Annotated in this window: 13 protein-coding genes; 6 read left to right on the top strand and 7 right to left on the bottom strand. The window is 67.0% G+C overall.

All coding sequences use genetic code 11. The features are described 5' to 3' along the window. Position 1: 1 nt before the first annotated feature. Positions 2-2,896, bottom strand: coding sequence for a circularly permuted type 2 ATP-grasp protein (locus tag AB0L82_RS18635; RefSeq protein WP_364637372.1), 2,895 nt, complete (start codon positions 2,894-2,896; stop codon positions 2-4). 16 nt (positions 2,897-2,912) lie between these two features. Beyond that, a complete protein-coding gene (locus AB0L82_RS18630) occupies positions 2,913-6,770 on the bottom strand; it encodes a transglutaminase family protein (protein ID WP_364637370.1) in 3,858 nt (1,285 codons plus the stop codon). A gap of 130 nt (positions 6,771-6,900) precedes the next feature. On the opposite strand from AB0L82_RS18630, the gene AB0L82_RS18625 reads away from it, so the two are divergent. Next, positions 6,901-7,083, top strand: coding sequence for a hypothetical protein (locus AB0L82_RS18625; RefSeq protein WP_364637368.1), 183 nt, complete (start codon positions 6,901-6,903; stop codon positions 7,081-7,083). 16 nt (positions 7,084-7,099) lie between these two features. Then, positions 7,100-7,741 (top strand): hypothetical protein, encoded by a 642-nt coding sequence (locus AB0L82_RS18620; protein ID WP_364637366.1) that lies wholly within the window; start codon positions 7,100-7,102, stop codon positions 7,739-7,741. A gap of 554 nt (positions 7,742-8,295) precedes the next feature. Here AB0L82_RS18620 and recR read toward each other — a convergent pair. Both recR and AB0L82_RS18610 read right to left on the bottom strand, forming a co-directional pair. Beyond that, the gene (gene recR / locus AB0L82_RS18615; RefSeq protein WP_364637364.1) at positions 8,296-8,904 is read right to left on the bottom strand and encodes a recombination mediator RecR; all 609 of its coding nucleotides are present in this window, start codon (positions 8,902-8,904) and stop codon (positions 8,296-8,298) included. A gap of 100 nt (positions 8,905-9,004) precedes the next feature. Beyond that, positions 9,005-9,343, bottom strand: a complete 339-nt coding sequence (locus AB0L82_RS18610; RefSeq protein ID WP_364637362.1) for a YbaB/EbfC family nucleoid-associated protein — start codon at positions 9,341-9,343, stop codon at positions 9,005-9,007. A 100-nt stretch (positions 9,344-9,443) separates the two neighbouring features. Here AB0L82_RS18610 and AB0L82_RS18605 point away from each other — a divergent pair, with 100 nt between their 5' ends. Beyond that, complete coding sequence (locus tag AB0L82_RS18605; protein WP_364637360.1) at positions 9,444-10,262, top strand: MerR family transcriptional regulator; 819 nt, start codon at positions 9,444-9,446, stop codon at positions 10,260-10,262. Positions 10,263-10,276: 14 nt separating this feature from the next. Further along, the gene (locus AB0L82_RS18600) at positions 10,277-10,624 is read left to right on the top strand and encodes a VOC family protein (RefSeq protein WP_364637358.1); all 348 of its coding nucleotides are present in this window, start codon (positions 10,277-10,279) and stop codon (positions 10,622-10,624) included. Here AB0L82_RS18600 and AB0L82_RS18595 read toward each other — a convergent pair. Then, a complete protein-coding gene (locus AB0L82_RS18595) occupies positions 10,621-11,055 on the bottom strand; it encodes an SRPBCC family protein (protein WP_364637356.1) in 435 nt (144 codons plus the stop codon). The two genes, AB0L82_RS18600 and AB0L82_RS18595, sit on opposite strands and share 4 nt — an antisense overlap. A gap of 95 nt (positions 11,056-11,150) precedes the next feature. After that, positions 11,151-12,344, bottom strand: coding sequence for an SLC13 family permease (locus tag AB0L82_RS18590; RefSeq protein WP_364637354.1), 1,194 nt, complete (start codon positions 12,342-12,344; stop codon positions 11,151-11,153). A gap of 275 nt (positions 12,345-12,619) precedes the next feature. Between AB0L82_RS18590 and AB0L82_RS18585 the strand changes: the two genes are divergently transcribed. After that, a complete protein-coding gene (locus AB0L82_RS18585) occupies positions 12,620-14,053 on the top strand; it encodes an FAD-binding oxidoreductase (protein WP_364637982.1) in 1,434 nt (477 codons plus the stop codon). Further along, positions 14,050-15,366: a class I SAM-dependent methyltransferase gene (locus AB0L82_RS18580; RefSeq protein ID WP_364637352.1), complete on the top strand. Its 1,317-nt coding sequence runs from the start codon at positions 14,050-14,052 to the stop codon at positions 15,364-15,366. The genes AB0L82_RS18585 and AB0L82_RS18580 overlap by 4 nt, the downstream gene beginning before the upstream one ends. A 9-nt stretch (positions 15,367-15,375) precedes the next feature. Here the strand turns inward: AB0L82_RS18580 and AB0L82_RS18575 are convergent, their stop codons facing one another. After that, positions 15,376-16,803: an alpha/beta hydrolase-fold protein gene (locus AB0L82_RS18575; RefSeq protein WP_364637350.1), complete on the bottom strand. Its 1,428-nt coding sequence runs from the start codon at positions 16,801-16,803 to the stop codon at positions 15,376-15,378. Between the last annotated feature and the right edge of the window lie 34 nt (positions 16,804-16,837).

Raw genomic sequence — 16,837 nt, 5'->3', positions numbered from 1 at the left:
CTCACTCCACCACCCGGGTGGAGCCCCACAGCGGCTGGATCTCACGCGGCACCGAAAGCCTTGTGGTCTCGAATGATTCGGAGATCTTGCGCAGGCGCAGGTGCACCCCGTCCAGCAGTTCGGCGAGTTCGGTGCGGCAGCCCGCGCTGTCGGTCACCTCCAGATCGGCCGGGTCGACGCGGCGCAGCATTCGCTGAGCATCGGTCAACAGCCGTTGCGGGCGCGAGGATCCCGAAGCGGCGGGCAACGCGAGGAAGTCCGCTTCCAGGCGTTCCAGCTGATAGGCCAGTGAGCGCGGATTGCCCGCGTCGAACAGCAGCAGGCCCGCGAGCGCGGCGACTCGTACCGAATCACCGTGCCGCCTGCGATAACTCACCGCGGACACACTGGCCTGCAGCACCGCCTCGGTCACCACCCGGGTGACCGGATCCGGATAGGAATCGGTGAGCGCGGCGGCGAGCAGGGACGACAGCGCCAAGCCGCGCTCCAGCCTGCGGCCGATATCCATCACATGCCAACCGGTGTCGCGCACAGTGGATTCCGCGTCGATGCCGGACAGCGACAGCAGTGCGGCGAGTGCGCGCGAATGCACCGCCGACAGTGCCGCGCCCCGATCCCTGCGCGCGCCACGGTATTCCGACAGCGCGCGGTCGATGGCGCCGAGAATCATCCAGGTATCCGGTGAAAGCTGGTCTCGCACAGCGCGAGCCGCCTTCCCGTATCGCTCGATGGCGAACGCCAGCGACCCGGGCAGCTCCCGGTCGACCGTCAGCGACACCAGATAGCCGTGATCGCGCCGCGAAGCACCCGGTAGCGCGATGGGCACCGTCGGCTGATCGGAGAACTCGCGCCGCCGCGCCGCCGCCGACAACTCCGGCGACGGCGTGCCTTGGCTCTGCCACTGCCCACCGGAACCTTGGCTCTGACTCTGGCCACCGGAACTCTGGCTCTGGCTCTGGCCCCCGGAGCCCTGGGTCTGCCCGCTCGAACCTTGACTTTGGGACAGGTCGCCTTCGCTCTGCCGTTGGTCGCTCGAATTCTGTTGCTGCCCGGCTGGATACGGATCAGCGGCAACGCCGTCCGGTGACGGGCCGGTCGAATCCGGTTGCGGCGGTGTCTTTCTCGGTGGTGGCGGGGTGGTGCCGGTCATATGCCCCAGGGCCGCGATGAGGATGGGCATGGCTTCCGCGCCCTCCATCCAGGGGCGGTAGCGGTAGTCCTGGTAGCGGTCGTGGGTGGCGCCGAGCAGGCGGACGGCGGCCTCGGCGCGTTCGGCATAGCGGCCCATCCAGAACAGGTCGTTCAGGACGCGCGGTGAACTGATGACGTCGAGGGTGGGGAGGACGGGGGCGCGGCGTTCGTGCTCCTCCGGGATCTCCGTGGCGGGCACCGCGGCCGGGGCGGCGCGCACCCAGACATCCTTGGCGGTGGCCTCGCCGATCATGCCGTCCGGGCCGGTGCGCTGATGCAGTTGGCCGAGTCCGCCCGCCATGACGCGATATCCGACCCGTCCGGCCAATGAGAACAGCCGGACCGCGACCGGCGCGGCGGCCAATTCGCCGGACCCGGCCACGGCCGGAGCCACCGAGAAGCGGGCGGGTTCCTGGCCCACCCACTTCCAGCCCTCGGCGGTGATGCGGTCCCGCCATTCGTCGAGTTGCGGCCGGGTGAGCAGGGATCCGAAGACGGTGGCATCGTCGACGGTGGAGCGCAGAATCAGCCGGGGCAGGTCGGCGAGCAGTTTGGTGTGCTGGGAATCGTCTCCGCCCCAATAGGTTTCGACACTCGGCAGGATGAGGTCCTGATCGAGCAGCGCACGCGAGAGTTCGGGCAGGAACGCGGCCAGGGCCGGGCTCTCCAGCAGTCCGCTGCCGAGCGTATTGACCACGGTGACCGCACCGCGCCGCAGCACCTCGACCAATCCCACCACTCCCAGCCGCGAATCCGGCCGCAAGTCCAGCGGATCGGAGAATTCCGCATCCACTCGGCGCAATACGACGTCCACCTGTTTGAGCGTGCCCAGCGAACGCATCCACAAACGTCCGTCGCGCACCACCAGATCCGCGTTCTCCACCAGCGGGAAACCCAGTACCGACGCCAGATACGCCTGATCGAAGGCGGTTTCGGAATGCGGGCCGGGGCTCAGCACCACCACCACGGGTTCCTCCGCGGCGGCGGGCGGGGCGGCCTCCACCAGCATGAGCCGCATGGCGCGCATGAACGGATTCAGCGGTAGCGGACTGGCCAGTTCGAAGGCCGCCGGAATGGCCGCGGACACCACCCGCCGATCGGCGAGCGCGTACCCCGCACCCGAGGGCGCCTGCGCCCAATCCGCCAGCACGCGGAAACCGCCGTCGCTGCGGCGGCTGATATCGCAGGCGTGCAGGAACAGCTGATGCCGTCCGGGCAGTGAGATCCCGTGCGCCGCACGCACATAACCGCGGCAGCCGAATACCACCTGGGGCGGCAGCAGACCCGCGGTGAGGGTGCGGCGCGGCCCGTACACATCGGCGAGCAGTGCGTCCAGCAGTCGCGAGCGCTGCACCACGCCCGCCTCCAGGCCCTGCCAGTCCGCGGCGTCCAGCAGCAGTGGAATCGGGTCCAGTCGCCAGGGTCGCGGTGCGGCGGGCTCATTCGCGTCGCCACCGAGATCGGTGTAGGTGATGCCGTCGTCCTCGATGCGGCGGCGCACCCGGGCATCGAGGGCGTGCAAACCGTCCCGGCCCTGCTCCAGGAATTCGGCGGACAGTTCGGCCCAGAGCGGGCGCAGGCGGCCGCTGTCGTTCACCAGTTCGTCGTAGTAGCCGTCGACGGGCAGGCCGACGGCATCGAAGGAACCCGTATCGGCTGCCGCCGCACGGTATTTCGCGTACTCCCCGGCAGCTCCCACCGTCACCACTTTCAGCGTGTGCCTACCGGTCGCCGGTACCCCAGACCGTGCGCGCCCGGCGTAGGTCGAGGATCCCAGGCGCGCCGATATCCGTGGCCTGTATGGCCATTTTGGCACGCAGATCCGCGATGTCGACCGGACCGGAGGTATGCCCGGCCGGTTCGAAGCGCCGGTTGCGCCGCGATTGCGCCACCATCGCGTTCACCGGCGGCCCGGCATAGAACATGCCGCCCGGATGCGCGACGTGATAGGTGCAGCCGCCGCGGGACAGACCGGTCTCCAGATCCACCACGTCGAAGGTCAGCGGGGCGTCCACGGTGATGGTGGGATGCAGGGATTCCGGTGGCTGCCAGGCGCGATACCGGACACCGCCGACCTGCACATCGGCCTTGCCCGCGGCCATCAGCGGGATGGGGAATCCATTGCAGGTCACCACATATCGGCCGCGATCGGCACCGGTCACCCGCACCTGCATGCGCTCCACCGAGGAATCCACATAGCGCGCGGTTCCGGCGGCGGTGGTCTGCTCGCCGAGGGTGTTCCACGGTTCGATCGCCCCGCGCAATTCCATTTCCACATCGCCGAGCACCACCGTCCCGAAACGCGGAAAACGGAACTCGGAGAACGGTTCCAGCCAGCTGATATCGAATTCGATACCGTGCGACCGCAGATCGGCCACCACATCGGCGATATCGGCGGCCAGGAAATGCGGCAGCAGATAGCGGCCGTGCAGATTCGCACCGTGCTGAATGAGCGGCGCGGTGTACGGCTGCTCCCAGAACCGCAGCACCAGCGCCCGCACCAGCAGCGATTGCACCATGGCCATGCGGAAATGCGGCGGCATCTCGAACCCGCGCAATTCCACCAGACCGAGACGGCCGCGCGTGGAATCCGGGCTGTACAGCTTGTCGATGCAGAATTCGGCGCGATGGGTGTTGCCGGTCAGATCGGTGAGCAGATGACGCAGTGCCCGATCGACAACCCAGGGGGCGGCGGCATTCTCGCGCGGGATCGCGCCCTGCGATCCGGGCAGGACACCGTCGTCGAATCTCGCGTGACCGCCCGCTCCCCCGGTGCCCGAGGTGGAATCGCGGCTCAGCCGGGCGATCTCGGCGAAGGCGATCTCCATTTCGTAGAGCGCCTCGACCCGGCCCTCATCGGCGCGCGGAGCCTGTGAGGTGGGGCCGATGAAACGGCCGGAGAACAGGTACGACAGCGCGGGATGCCGCTGCCAGTAGCGCAGCATGGAAACCAGCAGATCGGGACGCCGCAGCATCGGCGACCGCGCCGGGGTGGCACCGCCCAGTGTGATGTGATTGCCGCCGCCGGTACCGCGATCGGTGCCGTCCACATCGAAGGATTCGGTGCTCAGCCGCGCCAATCTGGCTTGTTCGTAGAGGGTTTCGAGCAGGGTCGACTGTTCGGCGAAACTCGTCGTCGGCTGCACGTTCACCTCGATCACGCCCGGGTCCGGGGTGATCGAGAGCGATTGCAGCCGGTCATCGGCCGGCGGGCCGTAGCCCTCCAGCACGACCGGCCGCCCGATCGCCAGCGCGGCCGCCTCGACCCGGCGCACCAGATCGCAGAACGCGCCGAATTCCGGCACCGGCGGCAGGAAAACGTACAGCCGGTCATCGCGAATCTCCGCCACCAGCGCGGAGATCGGCGCTCGATCGGCCGATTCCAGCACCGCGGACGGCTCATCCGCCGCGAGCGGCAGCCGGGGTGCGAACGGGTCCGCCTCCGGCCGCGCGGGCGGGGCCTGCCATGACACCGACCCCAGCGGCAACCGCAGTCCGGCGGGAGAATCACCTTCCGTCAGGATGATTCGGCCGCGCCGCAGCCGCCAGTCCGCACTGGCCCAGCCCGCCTCATCGGCGCGCCGATACAGCGACAGCACATACGCCGCGGGTGCGCCCACCCCGGAATCGAGCCGTTCCAGCAGTTCTCGCCGCGCCAGTGCCGAATCACGTTCCGGCGCAATATCGTCCTCGCGCTCGACCGGATCGCCACTCGGCAGCGCCGCGTGCGCGGCCATCCGCAGCAGCGGATCCTCATATGCCGCTCGCACCTGCGACGGCGGCAACCCCAGCCCCGCCACCACATGCGCGATCAGATCACGCGCGTCATCCACACTGTCGTCGGCACTCGAAGCGCTCCGGACAACCTCTCCCCCATCATGTTCCAGCGGCGAATCCCCGTGCGCATCCTCTGCCAGGTGGTGTGCACCGTTACCGGCATCGAGATCCGCGGAACCATCGCCTGGAACGTCCGTGCCATCACGCGGCGACGCGGCGGAATCGATGTCGGGACTCGCGTCCGCCGAATGCGCTGCTCGCGCACCATCGGGATCGGTCCCGGGAGGCGCGGGCACCGTGTTATCCGGCTGCGGCGCAAGGGGATCCGGCCTGAGGTGCAGTGGGGTCGGCACGACGGGCTCGCCGAGCGCCGCGTTCGCCTGGAGGGCGCGGCGTTGTTCGCCGAGCAGGGCGGCGCGGCGTTCCTCGTTCGCGCGGCTCGCCCGGATTTGTTCATCGGTGGTGCGGGTCGAGGAGCGGCCGCCGGAGCGGTGTGCGACCTGGTTCAGCTGGGCGATCGGCGGGGACAGCCAGGGGTCGGCGAGCAGTTCGGGGTGATTCCACAGGGGTTCGCCGTCGGTACGCCAGAGCAGCGCTATCTCCCAGCGCGGCAGGGGTTCTCCGGGATACCACTTGCCCTGGCGGTACTGGGTCAGCCCGCGCGGGGCGTAGACGCGACGCAGGCGCTGGGCGAGATCGGCGGCGCGCTCACGCTTTCGGGGTCCGTCGGCATCGGTGGTCCATTCCGGGCCGGTCTGATCGTCGAGGGACACGAAGGTGGGTTCACCGCCGAGGGTGAGGTCGATGCCCACGGCGCTCATGCGAGCGTCGACGGCGGCGCCGGCCTCGGTAATGCGCTCCCATTGAATATCGCTGTAGGGCAGCGTGACTCGCGGGTCCTCATGAATGCGATGGACCGTATTGGTGAAGTCGAGGGTGGCCTGCACCGGATCGGTCGCACCGGTGATGGGGGCCGAGGAGACCGGGTGCGGGGTGGCGGCCAGCGGTATGTGACCCTCACCCGCGAACAGGCCGGAGGTGGGGTCCAGGCCGATCCAGCCCGCGCCGGGCAGATACACCTCGGTCCAGGCGTGCAGATCGGTGAAGTCGGCGGGCGGGCCCGAGGGTCCGTCCAAAGACGGTACGTCCTGGGCCAATTGGATGAGGTAGCCGGAGACGAAGCGGGCGGCCAGCCCGTACTCGCGCAGGATCGACACCAGCAGCCAGGCCGAATCACGGCAGGAGCCGAGACCGGACTCCAGCGTGTGATCCGGTGTCTGCACACCGGGTTCCAGCCGAATGGTGTACGCGACGTCCTGGCACAGCGCCTGATTGAGGGCGATCAGGAATTCGATGGTGCGGGGTCCGTCCGCGGGCCGATGCCGGGCCACCCAGTCGAGTACGGCTTTGCCTGGGCCGGAACCGGATTCGCCTTCGTCCACGGGGCGCAGATACGCCTCGAGATCGGCGGCCAGCGCGGGGACATAGGTGAACGGGAAATGCTCGGCGGCCTCTTCGACGAAGAAGTCGAAGGGGTTGACCACATCCATATCGGCGATCAGGCCGACGGTGATGGACAACTCCTGCGCGGGTTCGGGAAACACCAGGCGCGCCAGGAAGTTTCCGAACGCGTCCTGCTGCCAGTTCACCCAGTGTTCGGCCGGGGTGACGTGCATCGAATACGACTGAATCGCGGTGCGCGTATGCGGCGCGGGTCGCAAACGAACCACGTGCGGATGGATCCGCACGGGGCGATCGAAGGTATAGGTGGTGCGATGTTCGAGGGAAACCCGAATCCCCATAGTCAAGTTCACCACGCCAGGCCGAGACACGCTGGGTTTATTCCCGACAGATCGGACGACACGCGGTGACCTCCCCCTGCTTGTCGGACCCGGGTGCTTGGATTTCGAGTAGACGGTTGAAGGAGGACGCATGAATTCCTGCCATGGAACGCTCATCGCACATGCCGACGGTTCGGCCGAGTGCACCGATTGGGCATGCGCGGACACCGACCGGCTACGCCACCCCTACCTGGCCGACTGCTCCGATATCGCGGGCGGCTGCGAATGCGTCGAGCCCGAGTTCAGCACCGGCCCGCAGACCCTCGCCGGGTGACTACTAGCCTGGTCAGGTGAGCTACGACCACGTTCTACTACCCTCCGGCGTCGCCGCGACGGCCGCCGAGATCGACGCGTTCCTGACCGCGCAGGATCGCAAGCCCGCCGCCGAGCCGGTGGCCGCGATGGCCGCCGAACTCGACGCGCGCAATGGTGAGCTCATCGAGGAGGACGCCTTCCTCGGTGCACCCGCCGCCGACGGGGCCATGGGCGAGGCGCTGTTCATCTCCAGCCCGTACGACGCCATCGGACATGTACGGGCACTGCTTTTCGAGCTGGCGACCCCGCGCGGGTACGCCCTCTACGATCCGCAACTGTCCTGGCTCATCGACCCCGCCGGTGCGGTGCCGGTCGCGGTATCGCACGGCGGCGCGGGTGATTTCCCCTATCTCACAAGCGAACTCGCGCATTTGTGGGTACCGGAACTCACCGCGCCCGGCCCTTATCTGATCGTGGAGAGCGGCGATCAGACCTATATCCAAACCTATCGCCATGAGAATGGCCGCTACGACGTGGAATACCGCGATGGATCACCGGACCGCCATTTCACCGTGCGCGTGGACGATCCGGCGACCGTGGCTGATCTGATCTGGTCGTGGACGCTCGGCGATCGGTCGAAATTCGACGTCCTCGATTGGCAGCGCCTCACCTTCTGAGCCGGGTCTACCGGACCGGACAATGGTTTCCACCGGTCCTGTGCATTCGGCGTCCATTCCGATCGGAAGATTACGATCCCGGTCGATAATCGGTGTTTCGCCAGCTCAGCGGCACTGAATCCGATGGATATCGCCAACTCGAGGTGCGCGGCCGAATAACAACAGCGTCTCGATTCGGGATTGGGCACCCGAGAGATTAAGTCCGCGCAGGCGTAGGAACGCTAGCCTTTCACTAATTTCGCGCTGTGCTGTTCCCCTGAGGCAGGAGAGAACTGTGAAGCTACGCCCGAAGAAAGCGACACCGAGGCTGCGTAAGAGCCTGGCGGTACTCGCCGGAATAGCCGCCGCGCTGGCCGCGGTAGTTGCTTTGCACGCCACGGGGGCGGGTGCCGATATACCCAGGAACAGCCAGCACATTCCCTGCCCGCAACCGGCGGCACTGGCACCGCCGGTGTGGACTTAGACAACTCTCGTAACTCTCAGGGGTAAACCCCTGAAACCCCGTTCGGCCGAGTTCTCGGGGCGAGCCCCCGAACCCCGCAAAGGTCATGCCCTTACAAGGCGCGGCGGCCGGAAAGGGCTCGGCCCAGGGTCAATTCGTCGGCGAATTCGAGGTCTCCGCCCATGGGGAGGCCCGAAGCGAGGCGGGTGACGCTGAGGCCCGGGAAATCGCGGAGCATGCGGACCAGGTAGGTCGCCGTCGCTTCACCCTCGGTGTTCGGGTCGGTGGCGATGATGACTTCGCTGACGTCGATGCCGTCTTCCTGATTGCCGATGCGCTGCAGCAGTTCCCGAATGCGGAGCTGATCGGGGCCGATACCGGACAGCGGGTCCAGGGCTCCGCCCAATACGTGGTAGCGGCCGCGGAATTCGCGGGTGCGCTCGATGGCCTGCACGTCCTTGGGCTCCTCGACCACGCAGATCATGGTGCGGTCGCGGCGCGGGTCGGAGCAGATCCGGCAGAGCTCACCGTCGGAGACGGTGCCGCAGACGGCACAGAAGCGCACGCCGTCGCGCACCTTCTGCAGGGCCGCCTGGAGCCGGTCGATCTCCGGCGGTTCCACGCCGAGTAGGTGAAACGCGATGCGCTGTGCGCTCTTCGGACCTACACCGGGCAGTTTGCCCAGCTCGTCGATGAGATCCTGAACCGGACCCTCGTACACGCCTCCACCTTCCCGTGGCCGAAACCGCCCGGCCGTATTCCTGTCCGAAACCCGGACGCGGTCATATCAGCCGGGCAGCGCCTATCTCAGCAGCCCGGGCTCAGAAACCCGGCAGCGCCCCGCCGGGTCCGCCCAGACCACCGGCCAGCGGGCCGAGCCGATCGGCGGCCAGCTGCTGGGCATTCTCCATGGCCGCGTTGAGCGCGCCGATGACCAGGTCCTGCAGGGTATCCACATCCTCGGGATCGACCACCTTGGGGTCGATGGTCAGCGCCAGCACCTCACCGGTGGCGCGAATCCGGGCGCGCACCAGGCCACCGCCCGCCTCGCCCTCGACCTCGGACTCCGCGATCTCCTGCTGTGCGGCCATCACGGCTGCCTGCATCTGCTGCGCCTGGGCCATCAACTGCTGGATATCGAACTCTCCACCGGGTTGCACGGCGTGTCCTCTCTGCGGGGGAAGTAACGGTGCCCAGCCTAGTCGTCGTTCCGCGCGGCGCTCTTGACTCTCCCCCGGTGGGAGAGTGTTCGCTGAAGGCATGACAGCGACGGTTCCGATCGGGGAGTTCTCCCGGCTCAGCTATCTCAGCGTGAAAGCGCTGCGCTACTACCACGAGATCGAATTGCTGCCGCCCGCCACGGTTGATCCGAGCACCGGGTACCGCTTCTATTCGACCGATCAGGTGGAGCGGGCGCATCTGATCCGCCGCTTGCGCGAGCTGAATATGCCGGTGCCGGAGATCAAAGCGGTGCTGGACGCGCCGGATCGCGGGACGCGCGATGCCGCACTGCGCGCACATCTCGAGCGCATGGAAGCCGAACTCGCCCGCACCCGCGATGTGGTGGCCTCACTGCGCGCGCTGCTGTTGCCGCCCGGCGATGAGCCGCTGAAGGTCGAATATCGTTCCGTCCCCAGCTTTCCCGCGCTCGCGATCGCCGAGGTGGTGTCCCGCGACGGCATCGATGTCTGGTGCGACACCAGTTTCGGCACGCTGTACCAGGCTCTGGAAGCCGCGGGCATCGCACCGGACGGCCCCGGCAGCGCGACCTACGCCATGGAGTTCTTCGAGAACGATCACGGTGAGGTGGTGGCCTTCGTGCCCATCGCACCCGCCGATCGGGAGCGTTGCGCCGCGCTCGGCACGGTGATCGATCTGCCCGCCCGCCGCTTCGCGGTGGCGGTGCACCTGGGTCCGTTCACCGATTTCGACCGCACCTACGGCGCACTGGGCAGCTATGTCGCCGAACATGACTCGGCGCTCGCGGAACCCGTCCGCGAACGCTATCTGGCCGGTCCCGGCGATGTCGCCGAGGCCGACTACATCACCGAAATCTGCTGGCCCATCGGCCGGCTCTGAACAGGAGAACCGCCATGCCATTGACCATCGCCAACATCACCGTCGACTGCGACAACGCCGCCGAACTCGCCGGATTCTGGGCGCAGCTGCTGGAGCGCACCGTCGATCCGGACGCCAACCGGGAATTCGCCACCGTCGGGCAGAGCACCGGCGTCACCCCGACGCTCATGTTCATCCGGGTGCCGGACAAGACGCCGGGCAAGAATGTGGTGCATCTGGATCTGCACGGTGAGGACCTCGCCAAGCAGATCGAACGCGCGGTTGCCCTCGGCGCCAAGCACATCGCCGATTTCGACGAGTACGGCATCAAGTGGTCGACACTCGCCGACCCCGAGGGCAACCTCTTCGATATCGCCGGTTAGGAAAGTTCCCGCTTCAGGTTCTCCAGCACCTCGGCCTGGATCTTCTTCAGGCCGAGCGGTGCGAAGATGCCTTCGAAGATGCCGCCGATGCCGCCCGCGCCCTTCCAGCTGGTGCGCGTGGTGACCAGCGAACCGCTGCCCTGCGGGGTCACTGTCCAGGTGGTGACCATGGAGGAGTTCGAATCCCGTTCGGTCACCATGGAATCGGAGACCGAGATGGTGGCGTGCACATTGCGCGACCGCTTCTCGGTGGCCTTGAGCGTCCAATCCACCACGGTGCCCGCACCCTTGCCGCCCTCGACCACCTTGTAGTCCAGGTAGTGCGCGGAGTTGATGCGCGGCCGCACCGATTCGTAGTCCGCGATCGCCTCGAGGGTGCGCTGCGGATCCGCCGTCACGACGATCGAACTGGAGGCGCTGACCTGTCCCACCATGTGCTCCTTAATTCCCGCTGTGCTGTTCCGCCTCCCAGACTTTAGCCCCAGGCCCAGCCGCACAACACTTTCAGATTCGGTTCCGCGTCGCGCTAGCCGGTGAGCAGCAGACCCGCGACGGCCAGTGTGGTCGCGGCGACAGCCAGCACCAGACCGGAGAGTACGAAGCGCGCCGGCGGAACCCGCACCCGATAGACGCGGCAGAACTCCAGGCACAGCAGGGTGGCCAGGGAGGCCCACGGGGTCACGATCGGGGCGACATTCGAGCCGATCAGCAAGGCCAGCAATTGGTTTCGGTTGGCGTCCGGGATCACGGCCTCACCGGCGGTGTAGGCGGGCAGGTTGTTCACGATATTGGACAGGCCCGCGCCCGCACCCGCCGCGCGGAACGCACCGGACGCTCCCGGATCGTCACCGATCAATCCGTGCATCAGATGTGCGAGGCCGAACCGGCTCAGGGTGGGCACCACCAGGAACAGGCCGGCGACGAATACCAGCAGCTGCCAAGGGAACAGCGACGGCCGCAGCACCGAGCGATCGAAGATCGCGAACGCCACCAGGGCGATCAGCGCCGCGGCCGCGGCCGCGTAACCGATGTGATCACCGGCCAGCGGGATCGCCAGCACGAAGGCCAGGCAGGCGCCGCCGGTCGACCAGAGCAGCCACCGTTCCCGGGAATCGGCCGGGCGCACCGGTTCCGGCACCACATAGCGATCCGCGCCGCGCCGCGAACGCCGCCAGTAGAACACCCACAGGCACACCATGGTGGCCGCCGTGGACAGCAGCTGCGGCAGCCACATGCGGGCCGCGAAACCGGTCACATCGAGGCCGACGCGATCGGCGGCGAGCAGATTGGTGAGGTTCGAGACCGGCAGCAGCAGGCTCGCGGTATTGGCCAGCCACAGCGTGGTCATGGCCAGCGGCAGCGGCGCGATCCGCGCCGGCACCGCGAGGGCCAGCATGACCGGGGTGAGCAGGACCGCGGTGGTGTCGAGATTGAGCACGACGGTGGTCACCGTGGCGAAGAGCCCGCACAGTAGGAACAACGCGGCGTAGTCGCCACCCGCCACGATCGCGAGCCGATGCGCGATCACATCGAATACCTTGGCGGCGCGGGCCAGTTCGGCCAGCACGATCACACTGCCGAGAAACAACAGCAGCGGCGCGATCCGCCGCATATTGTCGGCCGCCTCGGCGCGGGGTAGCAATCCGGTTGCCACACAGAGCAATCCGGCGGCCAGCAGCGCCAGCCGGACTTTATCCAGGTTGCTCGGACGCCAACGCACCGCCTCATTCAAGCAGCGGTGCGCGCTATAGCGCCGTCCGCCCCCGAGCAGTCCGGGCGATCGGCTGAGGCGCGAAGACCGGAAAAACTCCGGAGCGGAAATACATCCAGATAGTTAGCTCTAGTAACTATAATCACCGGGATAACGGGAATAGACTCGATATGCGGCTGGTAGCGGGTGTTGATGCGTATGCAAACTGTGCGTGAAAAACCGCCCCGCCGGTGTGCTCCTGCTGGCCGTACCGGTCGGTGCAGGCTAGCGTTTCGGGGGTGGCAGTGAGTCTGTTGGGGAAGGCAGGCCGGATACCGGCCGTGCGGGAATCAGGGTTCGCAGCGCATCAGGCAGGGGTCGATCGGCTACTCGCTTCGTATCGAGCCATACCGCCCGATGCGAATGTCCGGCTGGCCAAGAAGACCTCCAATCTGTTCCGCGCCCGGGCCAAGAGCACCGCGCCCGGACTCGACGTCTCCGGATTGACACAGGTCATCGCGGTCGACCGGCACGCCAAAACCGCCGACGTCGCGGGCATGACCACCTACGAGGATCTGGTCGCGGTCACCCTCCAGTACGGGCTCGCGCCGCTGGTGGTGCCGCAACTCAAGACCATCACCCTGGGCGGCGCGGTCACCGGACTCGGGATCGAGTCGACCTCGTTCCGCAATGGGCTGCCGCACGAATCCGTCCTGGAGATCGACGTACTCACCGGGGCGGGCGAGATCATCACCGCCACCCCCGACGGCGAGCACGCGGACCTGTTCCGGGGCTTCCCGAACTCCTACGGCACGCTCGGCTACTCCACCCGGCTGAAGATCCAGCTCGAAGCGGTCGAACCCTATGTGGCACTGCGCCACATAAGGTTTCATGAACTGCGGGAGCTGGAAACGACCATGGCGCAGATCATCGCGGACCGCTCGTACGCCGGGGAGCGGGTCGACTACCTCGACGGCGTGGTGTTCACCGCCGACGAGAGCTACCTGGTGCTCGGGCGGCAGACCGATGAACCCGGACCGGTCAGCGACTACACCGATATGGACATCTTCTACCGGTCCATCCAGCACGATTCGACCGAGCCCAAGCGCGACCGGCTGACCATCTCGGATTACCTGTGGCGCTGGGACACCGACTGGTTCTGGTGCTCACGGGCGTTCGGGGCGCAGAACCCGAAGATCCGGCGCTTCTGGCCGAAGAAGTACCGGCGCAGCAGTTTCTACTGGAAGCTCATCGGACTCGACCAGAAGTACCACATCGGCGACCGCATGGAGGCCCGGCAGGGCAATCTGCCGCGCGAACGCGTGGTGCAGGACATCGAGGTGCCCATCGAGCGCACCGCCGACTTCCTGGACTGGTTCCTGCGCGAGATACCGATCGAGCCGATCTGGTTGTGCCCCTTGCGATTGCGCGACTCCGGCGGACCGGAGCGGCCGTGGCCGCTCTACCCCCTGGAACCCGATCGTACCTATGTGAACGTCGGCTTCTGGTCGGCCGTGCCGACCCGGCCGGGACAGCAGGAGGGCGCGGCCAACCGCGCCATCGAGAAGGAGGTGTCCGCGCTCGACGGGCACAAATCCCTCTACTCGGACTCCTACTACGAGCAGGACGAGTTCGCCGAGCTCTATTACGGCGGCAAGACCTACACCCAACTCAAAGCAACCTACGACCCGGATTCTCGTTTACTGGATCTGTATTCGAAGGCGGTGCAACGCAAGTGACCACGTTCAAGGATCGTTCCGACGTTTTCGCCGAGCTCGGAACAAAACTCACCATTGCCGAGATCTTCGAGACCCTCATCGAGGGACCGATGCCGATCCGCTTCACCGCGTACGACGGCAGCAGCACCGGCCCCGAGGATTCCGAGTTCGGGCTGGAGATCGTCAATCCGCGCGGCGTCAACTACGTCGCCAACGCGCCCGGTGATCTCGGCATGGCGCGCGCCTACATCTCCGGCGATATGATCGCGCACGGCGTGCACGCGGGCGACCCGTACGAACTGCTGAAAGCCATGGCGGGCTTGAAGTTCCGGCGCCCCACCGCCATGCAGCTGGTCGTCATCGCACGCTCGCTGGGCTGGGAACTGCTCAAGCCGGTCGCCCCGCCGCCTCAGGAGACGCTGCCGCGCTGGCGGCGCATCGCGCTGGAAGGCTTGCGGCACAGCAAAACTCGCGACGCCGAGGCCATCCACCACCACTACGACGTCTCGAACACCTTCTACGAGTACGTCCTGGGCTCCTCCATGACCTACACCTGCGCGGTGTACGAGGACGAGCAGTGGAGCCTGGAACAGGCGCAGGAGAACAAGTACCGGCTCGTCTTCGACAAGCTGAACCTGAAGGCCGGAGACCGGCTGCTCGATATCGGCTGCGGCTGGGGCGGCATGGTGCGCTACGCCGCCAAGCGCGGCGTAAAGGTCATCGGCGCAACGCTTTCCGCCGAACAGGCGGAATGGGCGCAGCAGAAGATCGCCGAAGAGGGCCTGACCGAACTCGCCGAGGTGCGGCATTCGGACTACCGCGATGTGCGCGAGGGCGATTTCGACGCCGTCTCCTCCATCGGGCTCACCGAGCACATCGGCGTGCACAACTACCCGGCCTACTTCGAATTCATCAAATCCAAGCTCCGGGTCGGCGGCACCTTCCTCAACCACTCCATCACCCGGCCGGAGAACACCCGCACCACCAAGGCGGGCGACTTCATCGACCGCTACGTCTTCCCCGACGGTGAGCTAGCGGGCTCCGGGCGCATCATCTCCGATATCCAGAACGTGGGTCTCGAGGTGCTGCACGAGGAGAACCTGCGCCGGCACTACGCGCTCACCCTGGCCGAATGGTGCGAGAACCTGGTGAAGAACTGGGAAGCCGCCGTCGACGAGGTCGGCGAGGGCACCGCCAAGGTGTGGGGCCTGTACATGGCGGGCTGTCAGCTCGGCTTCGAGCGCAATGTGGTGCAGCTGCACCAGGTGCTCGGGGTCAAGCTCGGCGAGGACCAGGCGTGGACGGTACCGCTGCGCCCGTGGTGGAAGCCCTAGGAACAGGCCCTACGACAGGTTCGGCACCGGCAGCCCGAGACGGGCGGTCAGCCACGGCAGCGTCGAGGTGAACGCCGACGACGCGAACTGCCAGGTATGACCGCCCTCCGCGGTGTGCACCGTGCACTCGATGCCGACGCGGCGGCCATCCTCGCAGAGGGTGTTCGCCGCACCCAGCTCACCGGTGTCGAAGACGCCGTCGTGGCCGCCCAGGCCGACCGAATCATCATCGGCGGCAGGCTGTTTCGGGCGGAAGTTACCGCCGTTGCCGTAACCGTTCGCATTGGCGTTGCCGCCGTTGCGCATACCGCCCTGATGCTGCGGCGGGGTCAGATCGTCAAAGACGCCGACCATATCGGTGTACGGGCCATGCTCGGCCATCACCGTCTGCGGATCGAATCGCGCCCAGGTGTCGGCGTTTCCGGCGTACAGGCGGCGAATCGTCTGCTCCTTGGTGCCCGCCGTCGGGCCGAGATCACCGGCGATATCGAGGAACGTGTGCAGTAGCTCCGGGTGCATGACCGCCAGATCGACCGCGCAGGTGCCGCCCATGGACCAGCCCACCGCCGCCCACTTCGCCGGATCCGCCGACACCCCGAACGCCGACTTCGTATAGTCCGGAACATCATTGGTGAGATGGTCCGCGGCGTCACCGCGACTGCCGTTCACGCATTCGGTGTCATTGTTGAAACTGCCGCCGGAATCGACGAACACCAGCACCGGCGCCTGACCGTTGTTGCCGTTCACGAAATCGTCCACGGCGGGCATGATCTGGCCGCTGCGCACCCAGTCCGCCGGGGTGTTGAACTCCCCGCCGATCATCATCACCACCGGCAGCGCGGGCGGCTTGTCACCGGCGAACCACGCGGGCGGCAGGTACACGTACTCCTCGCGATGCTTGAAATGACTGCCGGACTCCGGAATATCCACCGGCACAATGCGTCCCGAGCCCACATTGGTATTGCGCAACGAGGCCAGCGACGCCAGCGAGGTCTGATGCGGCAGCGGTTCGGCCGTAAGCGCTTCCCACGCGGCATTCGCCGTCGGGTAGTAACCCACCCACTGATTCAGCACGATCAGCGCGTTCACCAGCGCCAGCGGCACGGCCAAGAGCGCCGCCCCCTGCTGCCACCACGGTCCCGACCGCCAGCCGACAATGAAGGCCCCACCCGCCGCCGCGATCATGGCGATGCACACCCACAGCAGCATCGGCGCCGGATCCGAGGCCAGCCCCTCGTCCATCATGTACAGCCACGCACCCCAGGCCGCCGCCACCCCGAGCGCCACACACACCGGCACCGAGAACAGCCACCAATTCCGCTTGCACCGGGCCAGCGCCACGATCAGCGCGAACACCGTCGCGAACAACACCACCTGCGGTAACCACCCGTGCAACAGCGAAATCCCGTGATGGAAGTTCCCACCCCGCCCCGTCATCACCGGAACGTGCGGTGCGGGAGGAGGACCGAGC

Source organism: Nocardia sp. NPDC052001 (assembly GCF_040680615.1).
Lineage (GTDB): Bacteria > Actinomycetota > Actinomycetes > Mycobacteriales > Mycobacteriaceae > Nocardia.
Note: the sequence above shows the minus strand (reverse complement) of the source record. Positions and strands in the feature narration are given on the sequence as shown.